This is a genomic window from Sulfitobacter sp. SK012 (assembly GCF_003352085.1).
Taxonomy (GTDB): domain Bacteria; phylum Pseudomonadota; class Alphaproteobacteria; order Rhodobacterales; family Rhodobacteraceae; genus Sulfitobacter.
The window spans coordinates 2,475,712-2,489,035 of the sequence record NZ_CP025804.1; the positions used below are offsets into that span (position 1 = coordinate 2,475,712).

At 55.9% G+C, this 13,324-nt stretch carries 13 protein-coding genes; 6 read left to right on the forward strand and 7 right to left on the reverse strand.

Annotated features, from left to right (window positions below; all coding sequences use genetic code 11):
• Nucleotides 1-230: 230 nt before the first annotated feature.
• The gene (locus tag C1J03_RS12140) at nucleotides 231-488 is read left to right on the forward strand and encodes a hypothetical protein (protein ID WP_114886833.1); all 258 of its coding nucleotides are present in this window, start codon (nucleotides 231-233) and stop codon (nucleotides 486-488) included.
• A 4-nt stretch (nucleotides 489-492) separates the two neighbouring features.
• On the opposite strand, the gene C1J03_RS12145 is transcribed toward C1J03_RS12140, so the two are convergent.
• The 3 genes from C1J03_RS12145 to C1J03_RS12155 all read right to left on the reverse strand — a co-directional run bounded on the left by C1J03_RS12145 (nucleotide 493) and on the right by C1J03_RS12155 (nucleotide 4,188).
• Nucleotides 493-1,638, reverse strand: coding sequence for a glycosyltransferase (locus C1J03_RS12145; protein ID WP_216825853.1), 1,146 nt, complete (start codon nucleotides 1,636-1,638; stop codon nucleotides 493-495).
• Nucleotides 1,604-2,842: a polysaccharide biosynthesis/export family protein gene (locus C1J03_RS12150; RefSeq protein ID WP_114886834.1), complete on the reverse strand. Its 1,239-nt coding sequence runs from the start codon at nucleotides 2,840-2,842 to the stop codon at nucleotides 1,604-1,606. The genes C1J03_RS12145 and C1J03_RS12150 overlap by 35 nt, the downstream gene beginning before the upstream one ends.
• A gap of 95 nt (nucleotides 2,843-2,937) precedes the next feature.
• On the reverse strand, nucleotides 2,938-4,188 hold the full coding sequence (locus C1J03_RS12155; RefSeq protein ID WP_114886835.1) for a urate hydroxylase PuuD: 1,251 nt from the start codon (nucleotides 4,186-4,188) through the stop codon (nucleotides 2,938-2,940).
• Between the two features lie 174 nt (nucleotides 4,189-4,362).
• On the opposite strand from C1J03_RS12155, the gene puuE reads away from it, so the two are divergent.
• Genes puuE through C1J03_RS12170 form a run of 3 tightly spaced genes read left to right on the forward strand, consistent with a single transcriptional unit; the run spans nucleotide 4,363 to nucleotide 7,739 of the window.
• On the forward strand, nucleotides 4,363-5,772 hold the full coding sequence (puuE, locus tag C1J03_RS12160; protein WP_114888980.1) for an allantoinase PuuE: 1,410 nt from the start codon (nucleotides 4,363-4,365) through the stop codon (nucleotides 5,770-5,772).
• Nucleotides 5,769-6,260 (forward strand): ureidoglycolate lyase, encoded by a 492-nt coding sequence (locus C1J03_RS12165; RefSeq protein ID WP_114886836.1) that lies wholly within the window; start codon nucleotides 5,769-5,771, stop codon nucleotides 6,258-6,260. Before puuE ends, C1J03_RS12165 begins: the two co-directional genes overlap by 4 nt.
• Nucleotides 6,261-6,308: 48 nt before the next feature.
• Nucleotides 6,309-7,739 carry a uracil-xanthine permease family protein gene (locus C1J03_RS12170; protein WP_114886837.1) on the forward strand — a complete coding sequence of 477 codons (1,431 nt, stop codon included), beginning with the start codon at nucleotides 6,309-6,311 and terminating at the stop codon, nucleotides 7,737-7,739.
• 39 nt (nucleotides 7,740-7,778) lie between these two features.
• Here C1J03_RS12170 and C1J03_RS12175 read toward each other — a convergent pair whose 3' ends face one another.
• The 4 genes from C1J03_RS12175 to C1J03_RS12195 form a co-directional block, all read right to left on the reverse strand.
• On the reverse strand, nucleotides 7,779-8,600 hold the full coding sequence (locus C1J03_RS12175; protein ID WP_114888981.1) for a bifunctional allantoicase/(S)-ureidoglycine aminohydrolase: 822 nt from the start codon (nucleotides 8,598-8,600) through the stop codon (nucleotides 7,779-7,781).
• Between the two features lie 359 nt (nucleotides 8,601-8,959).
• Entirely contained in the window at nucleotides 8,960-9,694 is a 735-nt protein-coding gene (locus C1J03_RS12185; RefSeq protein ID WP_114886839.1) for an RlmE family RNA methyltransferase, read from the reverse strand.
• Nucleotides 9,695-10,008: 314 nt separating this feature from the next.
• The gene (locus tag C1J03_RS12190) at nucleotides 10,009-11,124 is read right to left on the reverse strand and encodes a Ppx/GppA phosphatase family protein (RefSeq protein ID WP_114886840.1); all 1,116 of its coding nucleotides are present in this window, start codon (nucleotides 11,122-11,124) and stop codon (nucleotides 10,009-10,011) included.
• Nucleotides 11,125-11,220: 96 nt separating this feature from the next.
• Nucleotides 11,221-11,883 (reverse strand): sulfotransferase family 2 domain-containing protein, encoded by a 663-nt coding sequence (locus C1J03_RS12195; protein WP_114886841.1) that lies wholly within the window; start codon nucleotides 11,881-11,883, stop codon nucleotides 11,221-11,223.
• A gap of 171 nt (nucleotides 11,884-12,054) precedes the next feature.
• On the opposite strand from C1J03_RS12195, the gene C1J03_RS12200 reads away from it, so the two are divergent.
• Nucleotides 12,055-12,363, forward strand: a complete 309-nt coding sequence (locus tag C1J03_RS12200; protein WP_114886842.1) for a virulence factor — start codon at nucleotides 12,055-12,057, stop codon at nucleotides 12,361-12,363.
• 35 nt (nucleotides 12,364-12,398) lie between these two features.
• Entirely contained in the window at nucleotides 12,399-13,322 is a 924-nt protein-coding gene (locus C1J03_RS12205; protein WP_114886843.1) for a methylenetetrahydrofolate reductase, read from the forward strand.
• Nucleotides 13,323-13,324 lie beyond the last annotated feature (2 nt).

Below are 13,324 nucleotides of genomic sequence, written 5' to 3' on the forward strand. Positions count from 1 at the left end.
ATTTCCCCGGATTTGGTTTCCGGCAAAAACTACGCAACACTCTCTAACGATCAATTATTCCTGCGCACGTAGGTCGTTCAAAATGCGCAACACGGCGAAATGAAAGTGACTTAAGATCAGTGCGTTGATGACTGCGCGGAACGTTTTCTTAAGGATAACCTACAAATTCCCCTAGCAAATCCAGGTGGAAGCCGAGTATTAAGGACATACGCTTTAAAGGAAATTTCGCCTTGGCATCCAACCGATCAAATACAGTTGATCTTGCGTCGAAAACGGCTCAACCAATGCACGGGCAGCCGCGTCCATGGCGGTTGCGCGGGATAGGCGCTGCCTTGCTCGCTGTTCCTTTCGCCTTTGCCGCCGCAACTTGGAGCGTCTTGGCTCTGCACCTGTCATGGCTTTGGCTCATTCCGATTTATGGCGGTGTTGGTGCCTTCGTCGCTCTTGGCTTTGTGTGGGCCTCGCGGGGGCAATCTGATCGCAACTAGCCGTTTAGGCACCAATTGCTTTGAGGTTGCGCAAAATGCCCGCCTCAAACCTATCCACCCCAAATAATCCGGCACGTGCGACGCAGGCATCTGGGCCCGCAGTGCTCAGCTCAGATCCCTCAAACCGCTCGACCGCGTCAACCAATGCCTCAACGCTTTGTTCGCGAAAAAAGAGCCCGGTTTCGCCATCAACTACCGTATCCAAGATGCCGCCGCGCCCATAGGCTATCACAGGGCGACCAGAAGCCATGACCTCGACGGGTACAATCCCGAAATCCTCTTCTCCAGGGAAAATCAACGCCTTACAACGCGACATGTGGTATTTCAGCGTTTCAAACGACACCTTGTTCAGGAAAGTCGTATTCGGCCCTGCAACTCCTTGGAGTTTCCGCACCGTCTTTTCTGGCCCGCCGATCACCACCAATGGCAGGTTCAACCGCGCAAAAGCTTTGACCGCCAAATCCGGCCTCTTGTAGGGTGCCAACTCGCCCGCCCACAGGTAATACCCCCCAAGCTCTGACCGTAGTGCGGGCGCGAACGCGTCGACCACCACCGGAGGTGCAACCACATCGGATTCCCTGCGCCAGTACTTCTTAATCCGCGCCGCCACATGATTTGAATTCGCGGCGAACCCATCGACACGTGCGGCACTCGTGACATCCCACTGCCGTAGCGATGGCGCAAAAACCGGCATCATGCTGCGTGTCAGTAATCCCGCTCCGTTGCGGTAAACATGGTACTGGTCCCACAGATATCGCATTGGCGAATGACAATAGCACAGATGCGGCGCGTCAGGCGGCACGATAACCCCTTTGGCTGGTCCGGCTTCGGAGGAGATTACCAAGTCATATCCAGACAGATCCAACTCTTCGAGCGCGCGCGGCATCAGCGGCAGGTATTTTTGATACATCTTGCGCGCCAATGGTAACCGACCGATGCGCGTTTCAATGATCTTGTGCCGTGTCAGGGTCGCAGACAGCTTTGCGGGATCAGCCACATGAGTATAAATATCGGCTTGTGGAAACATGCGGCACAGCTGCTCAAGGACTTTCTCGCCGCCGCGCAGACCCACCAACCAGTAGTGGATAATCGCCACCCGCCTGCCGTCACTCATATCACCCATCCGCATCAGACCCAACAGATGTGACATTTACGATCAAGGTATCTCCGGGCAAAAGCAGCGTCGTCTCGCTTAACTCGAGCCGGTCCGCACGCCCCAAACGCGGGCTTTGCAAGGTGAAGGTGACATCAACTGTACCTGACATCAGCAACGCCCCAATATTGCCACCAGTCAACAAGCCGAGCCGTTCGAGCGCACGGCCATACCGCAAACTAAGCCCTTCGATCTCAACTTGAACAGCCTGTCGCGCGGCCAGATTGTCACCCATCGCCGTGCTCAGAAACAGCGTTTGCTCACGTTGCGCATTCGAGATGGCTTGCGTCGCCGTGATTAATGCCGATTGAAGATCAAGCGCTCGGGTTTGGGCATCCGCGTCGCGCTGCTCGACCGTTGCGAGCCGTGTTGATGTCTGCAGCCCACGCGCCTCAAGTTCACGTGCGGCTTTCAAACCTTCGGCTGCACTTTGTACGATAGCGCGTTGAACAAAAATTCGGTCCGCGAACAATTTCCGCTGCGCTTCGATGGCGGCGATCTCTTCGGCCCAAAACGCTGATAACTCGGCCACACGTTTGCGATCATTCGCCAGATAAGCGGCTTCGTTTTCCAAGAGCACATCGAGGGCGATGGCCTCGGGTGCAGGAATGCGCCGCCGCAAACCCGCAGAAAGGGCAACAACATTCTGCCTCGCCAACGCCGCATCCACCCGCGCCATCCGGACCACGGCTGCTGCAATCTCAAGGTTCAGCAATCGCAGCTGTCCTTCGGTCTCAACGCGCACGCGCTCAACCTCGAACAGGGTTACCCCTTGTGCTTGTGATCCCCCAGACAAGGCCAACGCACCCGCCACACTTAACCCCGGCAGATACTCAAACCGCCCCGGCTGTGCGACATCCCCAACAACCACGATCGGCGCATATTGCATTACAACGACGCTGACCTGCGGGTCGACAAATAGCTCTGCGCCCTCAATCGCGGTCTCAATGGTTGCTTCAACTTGGTCCAGTGTTTGGTCGACGACGCGGATGCCGCCTACATTGCTTAACCGGATCTGCCCATCAAGGTTGACGCCAATTTCTGCAGGTTCATCTACCCCAGTATGGCGCACCTCGATCCGGTCGCCGGGCACCAATCTGTATGGTTCTGAATGGGCAAAGTTAGCAAATAGAACAGATACCAAAAGAACGCCCACAGGCGGCAGCATTTTGTGGATGATCGGAAAATGCAGAAAGTTCATCGACTATACCTGTGATAAGATTCGCCAAAGCGAACTATACCTCAGGAAGAAAAACTTGAATTTAACTCAACTTCAAGGGGAATTAAGAGGCACCTTTACCGCCAGGACAGGTAAAACGGCTTATCTTTGGTCGCGTCGCGGTACCATGTGATGATGGCGCGCCGCTCTTCGTCGAGCATCCCAGACACATTCGCGGGCGGCATCGCATGCGTTACGCCGGCCTGCAAATAGATCTGACGGGCCGCACGCGCGATATCTTCAGGTGTTTCCAAGACGATAGCCTTTGGAGCGTGACGGATACCCTCATAATATGGCTCGCGGTTGTGACACATCGAACAGCGTCCAGGAACGATGTTGCTCACTTCTTCAAACCCTGCTGCATCCGCAAACACATGATCTACGGAGCTCATCACCTGGGCCTCTGGATCGCCAAGCCGCAGCGGTGCAGTCGACAACCACATGATCGCAACAAACAGCAGTGCAGTGGCCAGCCACGTCCAATGCGGCCCACGCCCCGTGCTGTGCATCGTGTTGAAATAGTGCCGGATCGTGACACCCATCAAAAACACTAATGCAGCGATGATCCAATTGTATTCACTCGCAAAAGCCAGTGGATAATGATTGGACAGCATCAGGAAAATCACCGGCAGCGTAAGGTAGTTGTTATGCGTGCTGCGTAGCTTGGCGATTTTGCCGTATTTCCCATCTGGCGTGCGCCCGGCCTTTAGGTCTGCAACGACAATCCGCTGGTTTGGCATAATGATGAAGAACACATTCGCTGTCATAATAGTGGCGGTAAACGCCCCCAAGTGCAGCAGCGCCGAGCGGCCCGTGAAGATCTGGTCATAGCCCCAAGCCATCACGACCAGGAGCACAAACAACAGCACCATCAACATCGTTGGTTGCGCGCCCAAACGAGACTTGCACAGGGCGTCATAAATGATCCACCCAACGGTCAAAGAACCCGCCGAGATCAAGATCGCCTGAAACGTACCCAAAGCAGCCTTTTCCGGATCGATCAGATATAGTTCAGCACCCGCCCAATAGACGATCATCAGCAATGCCGCACCCGACAACCATGTGCTGTAGCTTTGCCATTTATGCCAAATTAGGTGCTCAGGCATGTTTTCAGGAGCAACGAGGTACTTCTGGATATGGTAAAACCCACCACCGTGGACCTGCCATTCCTCACCCGAAGCACCAACAGGCAGATGCGGTACCTTCTTCAGCCCCAGATCAAGAGCGATGAAATAAAATGAGGCCCCGATCCAGGCCATAGCGGTGATCACATGAACCCAACGGACGGCGAAACCGATCCAATCCCACATGATGGCAATGTCGTTCATGGTTGTCGTTTCCTTTGTCGCGAATTTATTGAAAATAGTTTAACTTCATTATCCGTGGGCAAACAGCCGCAAAACGGTGATCCGCCTTTGATTTTTACAGGTAACAGCAAAAACAACTTGTATCCGGGCCGTAATCTTCTGCTTTATCAGGATCAAGACGGACAGGAGCACACCATGAACAGATATCCACGCGACATGCAGGGCTATGGCGAGACGCCACCCGATCCACAGTGGCCCGGCGGCGCGCGCATCGCTGTTCAAATTGTTCTCAACTACGAAGAGGCTAGTGAAAACAACATCCTGCACGGCGACGCTGCATCAGAAGCCTTTCTGTCAGAGATTGTCGGGGCCGCCGCTTGGCCCGGTCAGCGGCATTGGAATATGGAATCCATTTACGAATACGGTGCGCGTGCTGGGTTCTGGCGCCTACATCGATTGCTGCGCGATGTTCCTCTGACTGTCTACGGCGTGGCCACCGCACTCGCCCGCGCGCCGTCTCAGGTTGCCGCAATGCAAGACGCAGGCTGGGAAATCGCCAGCCACGGTCTGAAATGGATCGAATACAAAGACGCCACGCCCGAGGATGAGGCCGCCGATATGGCCGAAGCCATCCGCTTACATACCGAAGTAACCGGCACGCCACCGCGCGGTTGGTACACGGGGCGTTGCTCTGAAAACACCCTGCGACTGGCCGCCGAAACAGGGCAGTTTGCTTATGTTGCCGACAGCTATGCCGATGATCTGCCCTATTGGATGGAATTTGGCGACTGCGACCAATTGGTTGTCCCTTACACACTTGATGCCAACGACATGCGCTTTGCCACACCCCAAGGGTTCAACTCAGGCTCGCAGTTTTTGGACTACCTCAAGGACAGCTTTACCGCCCTTTACCGCGAAGGTGCAGAAGGTCAGGCAAAGATGATGTCCATCGGTCTGCATTGCCGCCTGATCGGGCGGCCCGGTCGGGTTGAAGCTTTGCGCGCCTTTCTCGAATTCGCACGCAGCCACGAAGGTGTATGGTTCGCCACCCGCGAACAAATTGCGGACCACTGGGCAAAAATCCATCCAGCCCAACGCTTTACGCGCCCTAGTGAAATGTTGCAGGCTGACTTCGTCGCAGCCTATGGCGGTATTTTTGAACATTCCGCGTGGATCGCAGAAGGCGCACATGCGCTTGAGCTTGGTCGCGCGCATGACACTGCAATCGGGCTTCACAATGCGCTGGCGCGGGTTTTCCGATCCGCTCGCAAAGATCTGCGCCTTGGCGTTCTAACCGCGCACCCAGATCTCGCTGGCAAACTCGCGCAAGCAAAACGGCTGACGGAGCACAGCAGCGCAGAACAAGCCGGGGCTGGCCTTGATGCTCTAACAGATGCGGAGCGCACGCAATTTACCCAGATGAACGACGCATATGTGGCCAAACACGGCTTTCCTTTCATCATTGCGGTCCGTGATCATGATAAAGCGGGCATTCTGCGGGCCTTTGGTCGTCGCATCGACAACGCTCAAGATGTTGAATTTCAGGAGGCCTGCCGCCAGGTTGAACGGATTGCAGCGCTGCGCTTGCAAGACCTACTGCCATGACCCGACTTCTTACGCCACAAGCTCTAATCGCCGCCGATTTCGCACCCTTCGGCGACGTGCTCGAGGCGACTGGCACTGCCGATAAGATCATCAACCAAGGCCTGTGTGGCCGTCATCATGACCGCGCGCAGTTAGACTTTGCCGATGGGCGCGCAGGCCTCAGCATATTCGATGCAGAACCCCGCAGTTTTCCCATAACGCTAGATATGATGGAGCGGCACCCGGATGGCTCCCAAGCCTTTGTTCCGATGCACCAAAACCATTGGCTGGTGATAGTTGCGACTGATCACAATGGCGCACCTGCAAAGCCACAGGTGTTCCTTGCTGCACCCGGCCAAGGGGTGAATTATCATCGCGGGGTTTGGCACGGCGTCCTTTGTCCGTTACACGCACCGGGGCTCTTTACCGTCGTGGACCGCATTGGAGGCGGCGCAAACCTACAAGAACACTGGTTTGATACCCCATTAACTATCAACGCAGGCATTTGATCTGCTAAAACAATAAAAAACGAAAAAACAACCAACGGAGTTACAAGAATGGCCGACACTTCACTGGGAACCGCAGAACAACTGCGCGACCCCAATTACACCCCTGCCCTCCACCGGGCCATCCCTTTGGGCATCCAGCATGTTCTAGCCATGTTCGTCTCAAACGTGACCCCCGCAATCATTATCTCGGGGGCCGCAGGATTTGGATTTGGCTCGGATGCCGGCGCGCAGGGCTTTCCAGATATGACCTATCTGATCCAGATGTCGATGCTGTTTGCCGGTATCGCCACATTGTTCCAGACCATTGGTATGGGCCCCGTTGGTGCACGCTTGCCCATTGTGCAAGGGACATCGTTCGCGTTCATTCCCATCATGGTGCCGCTCGTGGCGGGAAAAGGCGTCGAAGCCCTGCCCGCGCTATTCGGTGGTGTGTTGATCGGTGGTCTTTTCCACATGATCCTCGGCACGTTTATTGGTAAAATCCGCTTTGCCCTACCCCCATTGGTCACCGGCCTTGTGGTCACGATGATCGGATTGGCGCTGGTCAAGGTTGGCATCCAGTATGCAGCGGGCGGCGTACCTGCCATTGATAAACCCGAATACGGGAGCCTGTTGAACTGGTCTGCAGCCCTTGTCGTGATCTTTGTCACTCTTGGTCTCAAGTTCTTTGCCAAAGGTATGCTGTCGGTCTCTGCTGTCGTGATAGGCATCATCGTGGGCTATTTCTATGCCATCGCGATGGGCATGGTCACGATTGAAGGTATCGGCACCAGCTGGTCACGTGCCGCGACTGTAGCATTGCCAATGCCCTTCAAATACGGGTTCGAGTTCAGCTTTGCAGCTGTGATTGGTTTCTGTTTGATGGCTTTTGTCTCCTCGGTCGAAACCGTGGGCGACGTATCGGGTATCACCAAAGGCGGTGCCGGACGCGAAGCTACTGATACTGAAATCACCGGTGCCACTTACGCTGACGGTCTGGGTACGTCCATCGCCGGCGTTTTTGGGGGTTTTCCAAACACCTCGTTCAGCCAGAACGTGGGCTTGATCGCCATGACTGGCGTGATGAGCCGCCATGTAGTGACCATCGGTGCGATTTTCTTGATCATCTGCGGATTGGTCCCCAAGGTTGGTGCTGTGATCCGCACCATCCCAATCGAAGTCCTTGGTGGCGGTGTGATCGTGATGTTCGGTATGGTTGTCGCTGCTGGTATCTCGATGCTGTCGGACGTGAACTGGAACCGTCGCAACATGGTGATCTTTGCGATTGCCCTGTCGATTGGCCTCGGTCTGCAGCTTGATCCCAAAGCGGTTCAGTACCTGCCTGATACCCTGCGCATCCTGATGACGTCTGGCCTTCTGCCAGCAGCGTTGATTGCGATTGTCCTCAATCTTGTGCTGCCCGAAGAGTTGTCGGGCGAAGCCACCGAAGAAGTCTCCGGTGGCATGTCAGGTACAGGCAAAGGGTCGCTTAAGGGCTAAGTGCACTAACGAACACGAGGGGGCCGTTTGCGCGGCCCCTTAACCCAGCTTCATATGACGGTTTACGTCCTTATAAAGCAGATAGCGAAACGGCCCCGGCCCGCCCGCGTAACAGGCCTGCGGGCAGAACGCGCGCAGCCACATATAGTCCCCCGCCTCGACCTCAACCCAGTCTTGATTGAGCCGGTAGACAGCTTTGCCTTCCAACACATAAAGTCCGTGTTCCATCACATGGGTTTCAAGAAACGGGATTACGCCGCCTGGCTGTAGCGTTACGATTGTGACGTGCATATCGTGGCGCAGATCGGATGGGTCCACAAACCGCGTTGTGGCCCACACACCGTTAGTATCAGGCATCACGGTTGGTGCGATGTCATGCTCGTTCAACACCAACGGCCCTGGATGGTCCAATCCTTCGACCGCGTCATAGCGTTTGCGGATCCAGTGAAACCGCGTAATGGCCCCACTGTCATTGTTGAGCTTCCAAGCCACCCCTGCAGGTAGATACGCATAGCCACCGGGCAGCATCTTATGGCTCTCGCCCGCGATCGTCAGGGTAAAGCCACCCTCAACCACAAACATCACCCCTTGCGCTGTCGGGTCATCTTCGGGCCGTGTGCTGCCGCCGCCGGGGCTGACTTCCATGATGTATTGCGAAAACGTTTCGGCAAAGCCACTCATTGGGCGCGCAATAACCCACAGGCGTGTGTCATTCCAATGCGGCAAAAAGCTGGTCACAATATCGCGCATCGTGCCCTTGGGTAGCACGGCATAGGCGTCCGTAAAGACAGCGCGGTCGGTCAAGAGCTGGGTCTGATCAGGGTGGCCGCCTTGCGGGGCGTAATAGCTAGACGGTTTCATCGGCGGCTCCATTATTTCTGCGCGTATCAAATCATCCCCGCGCGCCAGAGCCAAGGGCGCATAAACGCAAGGCGCGCGCGAAAATGGCCTGTTTGTCGCCGCTTGGCTGCCCCAATGCCGCGTTACCTCTGACGTCCAAGACAACTTCAGGAGCGCCAGACCATGTCAGATGCCGCACAGCCAAATCCTGGCCGTTTTCGAGTATTCGAACTGTTACATCAGAAGAATCGGGCCCAAACCACCAGCCGGCGCGTTGATATGGCGGCCAAAGATGCACGTGACGATGCAGCGATGCAGCGTTTTCAGGCCACGGCCATAGGCTCGTTAGGGTTTACTGCTCAACCGTCTAGCGCCCCTCATTAAGCGTCGTCCTCGACTTCGCTTTTGAAGCCGGTTGCCACTACGAATTTCTCTGAACTGTCCGAGCGGCTGGCAGGTGGCTTGAAATTCACGACCTTGGTAAAGCGTCGCTTCAAGAGCTTTTGCAGCTCACCTTCCGCACCACCAGCTAGGACCTTAGCAACAAAAGTGCCGCCTTCATCTAACACATCAAACGAAAAATACGCTGCTGCTTCGCACAACGCGATAATCCGCATGTGATCTGTTTGTTTGTGGCCAGAAGACGATGCAGCCATATCTGACATGACCACGTCGGCCTTGCCGCCCAGCCATTCTTTGACCTTGAGGTCCGCATCATCTTCCATGAAATCAAGCTGATAGAGGACACAGCCTGCAATCGGCTCCATCTCTTGAAGATCGACGCCCAAAATTGTGCCCACGGCTTTATCTGTCCGCTCTGCCAGCGCATTGACGCGGGGAACAGCGACCTGACACCAGCCACCGGGGGCTGCGCCCAGATCAACGATGCGCGCACCAGGCACCAAAAATCTGTACTTGTCGTCCAGTTCCATGATCTTGAATGCAGCGCGACCGCGATAGCCTTCGGCTTTGGCGCGTTTAACATAGGGATCATTCAACTGGCGCTGCAGCCAGCGCGTCGAGCTTAGCTTGCGGCCCCGGGCCGACTTGACCTTTACCTTCAGGTCACGCTGACCGCGTCCTGATGTATTCTTGCCGTCCGGTGTTTTGGCCATATCTACCGCCTGTCGATCGCTGTGAGCGTAGCCCTGCTCTTGCCACGAAGGGGCAGCCAACCGCAAGCACGCACGCTGAACCAAATACAATAACGCCTCCGAGGTGGGCCTCGTTAGCCATCCCTAATCTGTTTGAGTGCGATTAAGCTTTGCAACGACACAAACCAAGCCAAGATGAGGACCCAACATCTGCGCCGTTGTTCACATTCCCGGACCTTTACCAGTCTGCAGTTGAGCCGCAATCCAGCACAACTAAGAAAATCACTTGGAACGACACGGATGCATCTGTGGTGTAATCGGCGAGGAACTTCTCTTCAGAAGTTGCCTTTTTCCAACACACCGTCCGCACTCATCTGTGCATAAAGCAGCCCCTCGCGCAGGCCTCGATCCGCGACACTGAGCCGGTCGGTGGGCCAGCACCGCATCAAGGCCTGCAAGATCGCAGCACCCGACATGATCAAAGCTGAGCGATCCTGTCCAATACGCGGATCTGTCCGCCGCCCATCGGGCCCCATGGCCAGATAGGAATGGATCACCTTGTCAATCTGCGTGGTGGTCATGCTTAGCCCGTCAACCTTGGTGCGGTCGTAGCGGCGCAGACCCAAATAGCTTGCTGCAACAGTGGTCACGGTGCCAGATGTTCCGACAATCTGAAACCGTTCTTGCGGCTGTGTGGATTGGTATGGTGTGAAATCGGTCAGGTTTTCTTCAAAGAACCAGCTCATCAATGCAAATCTTGCGGCATCATCCTCAACATCTGAGAATTGATCGCGCAAGGTCGCAACCCCTAAAGGAACGCTGATCCAATCCACAACCCGTGCCGCCGGGATATCGGATTTTGCTTGGATGAACCCGGTGTGCAGACGCATAATCGATTGGGCACGGTCCTTTTTGGGGACTTTCGACAGGTCAATCCACACAAGTTCGGTCGAGCCGCCGCCTATGTCCACCACCAGCAGATTTTCGGTCTTGCGATTGACCAACGGCGCACAAGAGATTGCGGCCAACTGCGCTTCTTCTTCTGGTTTGATGATATCAAGACGCAGGCCGGTTTCGCGGTGCACACGGTTCATGAACTCGGCACCATTGGCCGCACGGCGGCACGCTTCGGTCGCGACAAGCCGCATCCGTCTAACCTTGTTACGCCGCAGTTTTTGTTGGCAAATTCTGAGTGCTTGAATGGTGCGCGCCATCGATGCGCGCGACAAACGCCCGGTTTTTTCCAGCCCCGCGCCCAACTGGACGGACTTAGAAAAGCTGTCGACCACATGAAAACCGCTTCCCTTGGGCTGGGCGATCAACATTCGGCAACTATTTGTACCCAGATCAAGGGCCGCATAGAGGTCGTTCGATCCGGGCGGAACTGGCGCGGGGCTCAGAGCCGTATCATGTTTGAGCGCGCCCGCACCGTTGGAGCGCTTTGGCGCCATCGGTTGCGCCTTTCATAACGAGTTGAGATAACGCTAAACCCTGAGCTCGCGCGGCGCAAGCACAAGCAGTGGCGGCCCTGGCGTTTAAACCGCCCCTTAGTCCAGAGGATTTTCGTACCACTTGCCAAAGTAATCATACTCACGGGCAAGATAGGGCCGCAGCGCATCTTGCGTAGCTGGCTTTAGGTCCGTCACGGCCAAACCACCGCCGCTTGTATTCTCGCGCGCCATTGTGACTTCGGTACCCGTGCGCTTGGCCAGATCCTTGGCCAGTTGGCCTAATTCGGCCACCATATAGATGCGGTCGTATTTCATCGGTGGTGGGCCAAGGAACAGCTGTGCGGGCAGAACGTGGTGCTTTATCGACGACGCTGCATCTTTATAGGCCATCAGATTGGAGAAGAAGAAATCCGGGTCCGGGTCCATCGGTAGGTCTACTTCGCCACGTCGCAGTTTTTTGCTATTGTGCAGCTCACGTAGCTGAACCACGCGGTTGGTATAGCATGACATGAGCCGCTTGGCCGGGTCCCGTACGACGCAAAAACGCCACCAGCCCTCGTCGTATTTTTCCCAGCGATGCGGCCGAAACCGCATGGTCGGATAAATCGCATGCCAGCGGCCGAACGCCGGCTCAAAGCCTTCGGTTTTGGACAAGTCCACACTTGGATCAAGGTGAGCCAATGCAGATTTGACTGAACTACACGCCGCCTTGGGCAAGGCCATATAGGCGATCTTGTGGGCTGCTACTTCGATTGCCATTGGGACGGGCCTGTCTGATTTGCGTCGCATATTGGCCTAGCATTACCCGTTTAGCGCCCGGGGTCCAGCATGCCTGCGTCGCTCCCAGCGCTACATCGGTCGAAAACCGGCTTTGGCCTGAGCTTGCGTTCAACTAGACAGGGCTGGAACGCAAGCGTTAGGGGAATCAAAATGGCAGAAGTTATCGTGGTCTATTGGCGAGATATTCCGGCACAGGTCATTGTCGGCAAGGGCCGTCGCGCGGCCAAACGCCCTTTGCCCGAGCGTTTTGAACAAGCCATCGACCGCGCCGCTATGAAAGTTGGGGCCGAAGATACCGATGCCTACCTTGCTGAATGGCGCAAAGCGCCGGCGTATACCGTTGACGGCACAGATGACGCCGCCGCGGATGCCGAAGCTGCCCGCCTTGACGCCGAATACGACCGCGAGCGCATCAAAGCGCTGATTGCTAACAACGGCTGGGCGCAGGCACCCGCTTGACCCCTCCCCGCTTTTTCCACGATTGGAGCTGCATCATGGCCCTGCTGAACTTCCGCAAAAAAGAGACGGTACCTGATCTGGTGAACCCAGAGATCGAAACCTTACTCAAGGACTTCTCGATTGAGGTGATGGCGCGCACCGCTGAGAAGGTCGAGAACTTTCGCGATATCCTGCCAAAAGGCACCCGCGTCTACATCGCCCATATCGAGGGCACGCCCATAGATGAAATGGTGGCGACTGCGGCACGTCTGAATGCGGATGGTTTCAAAGTGATGCCACATTTTCCTGCCCGTATCATCAAGGACCGCGCCACGCTTGCAGACTGGATCGCGCGCTATCAGGGTGAAGCGGACGTGCGTCAGGCGTTGTTGCTTGCTGGCGGCGTAACGACACCTCACGGTGATTTCAGCGATTCAATGCAACTGATGGAAACTGGGCTTTTTGACGAGGCCGGATTTGAACGGCTGCACGTTGCTGGCCACCCCGAGGGTAACCGCGATATTGATGCAAGCGGCACGGTAAATGTTGACGCCGCGCTCGAGTGGAAAAACGCCTTTCAGACCCGGACGGACGCCAAAATGGCCATCGCCACGCAATTTGCGTTTGAAGCAGGCCCGATCATCAAATGGGCCGATGGATTGGTCGACGCTGGTATCACCCTGCCTGTCCACATAGGCATTGCGGGCCCCGCCAAGCTGCAAACGTTGATCAAGTTCGCTATCGCCTGTGGCGTCGGCCCATCGCTGAAAGTTCTGCAAAAGCGGGCCATGGACGTGACCAAGCTGCTGTTGCCTTACGAGCCCAACGATGTGATAGCGGAGCTGGCCGCGCACAAGGCCGCAAATCCTGAGTTTAATATCAGCCATGTGCATTTCTTTCCCCTCGGCGGGATCAAGACAAATGCCACATGGGCAAACACCCACGGCGGCTCGTCTGCTGTTCCTGCCAACGCCTCCTGAGG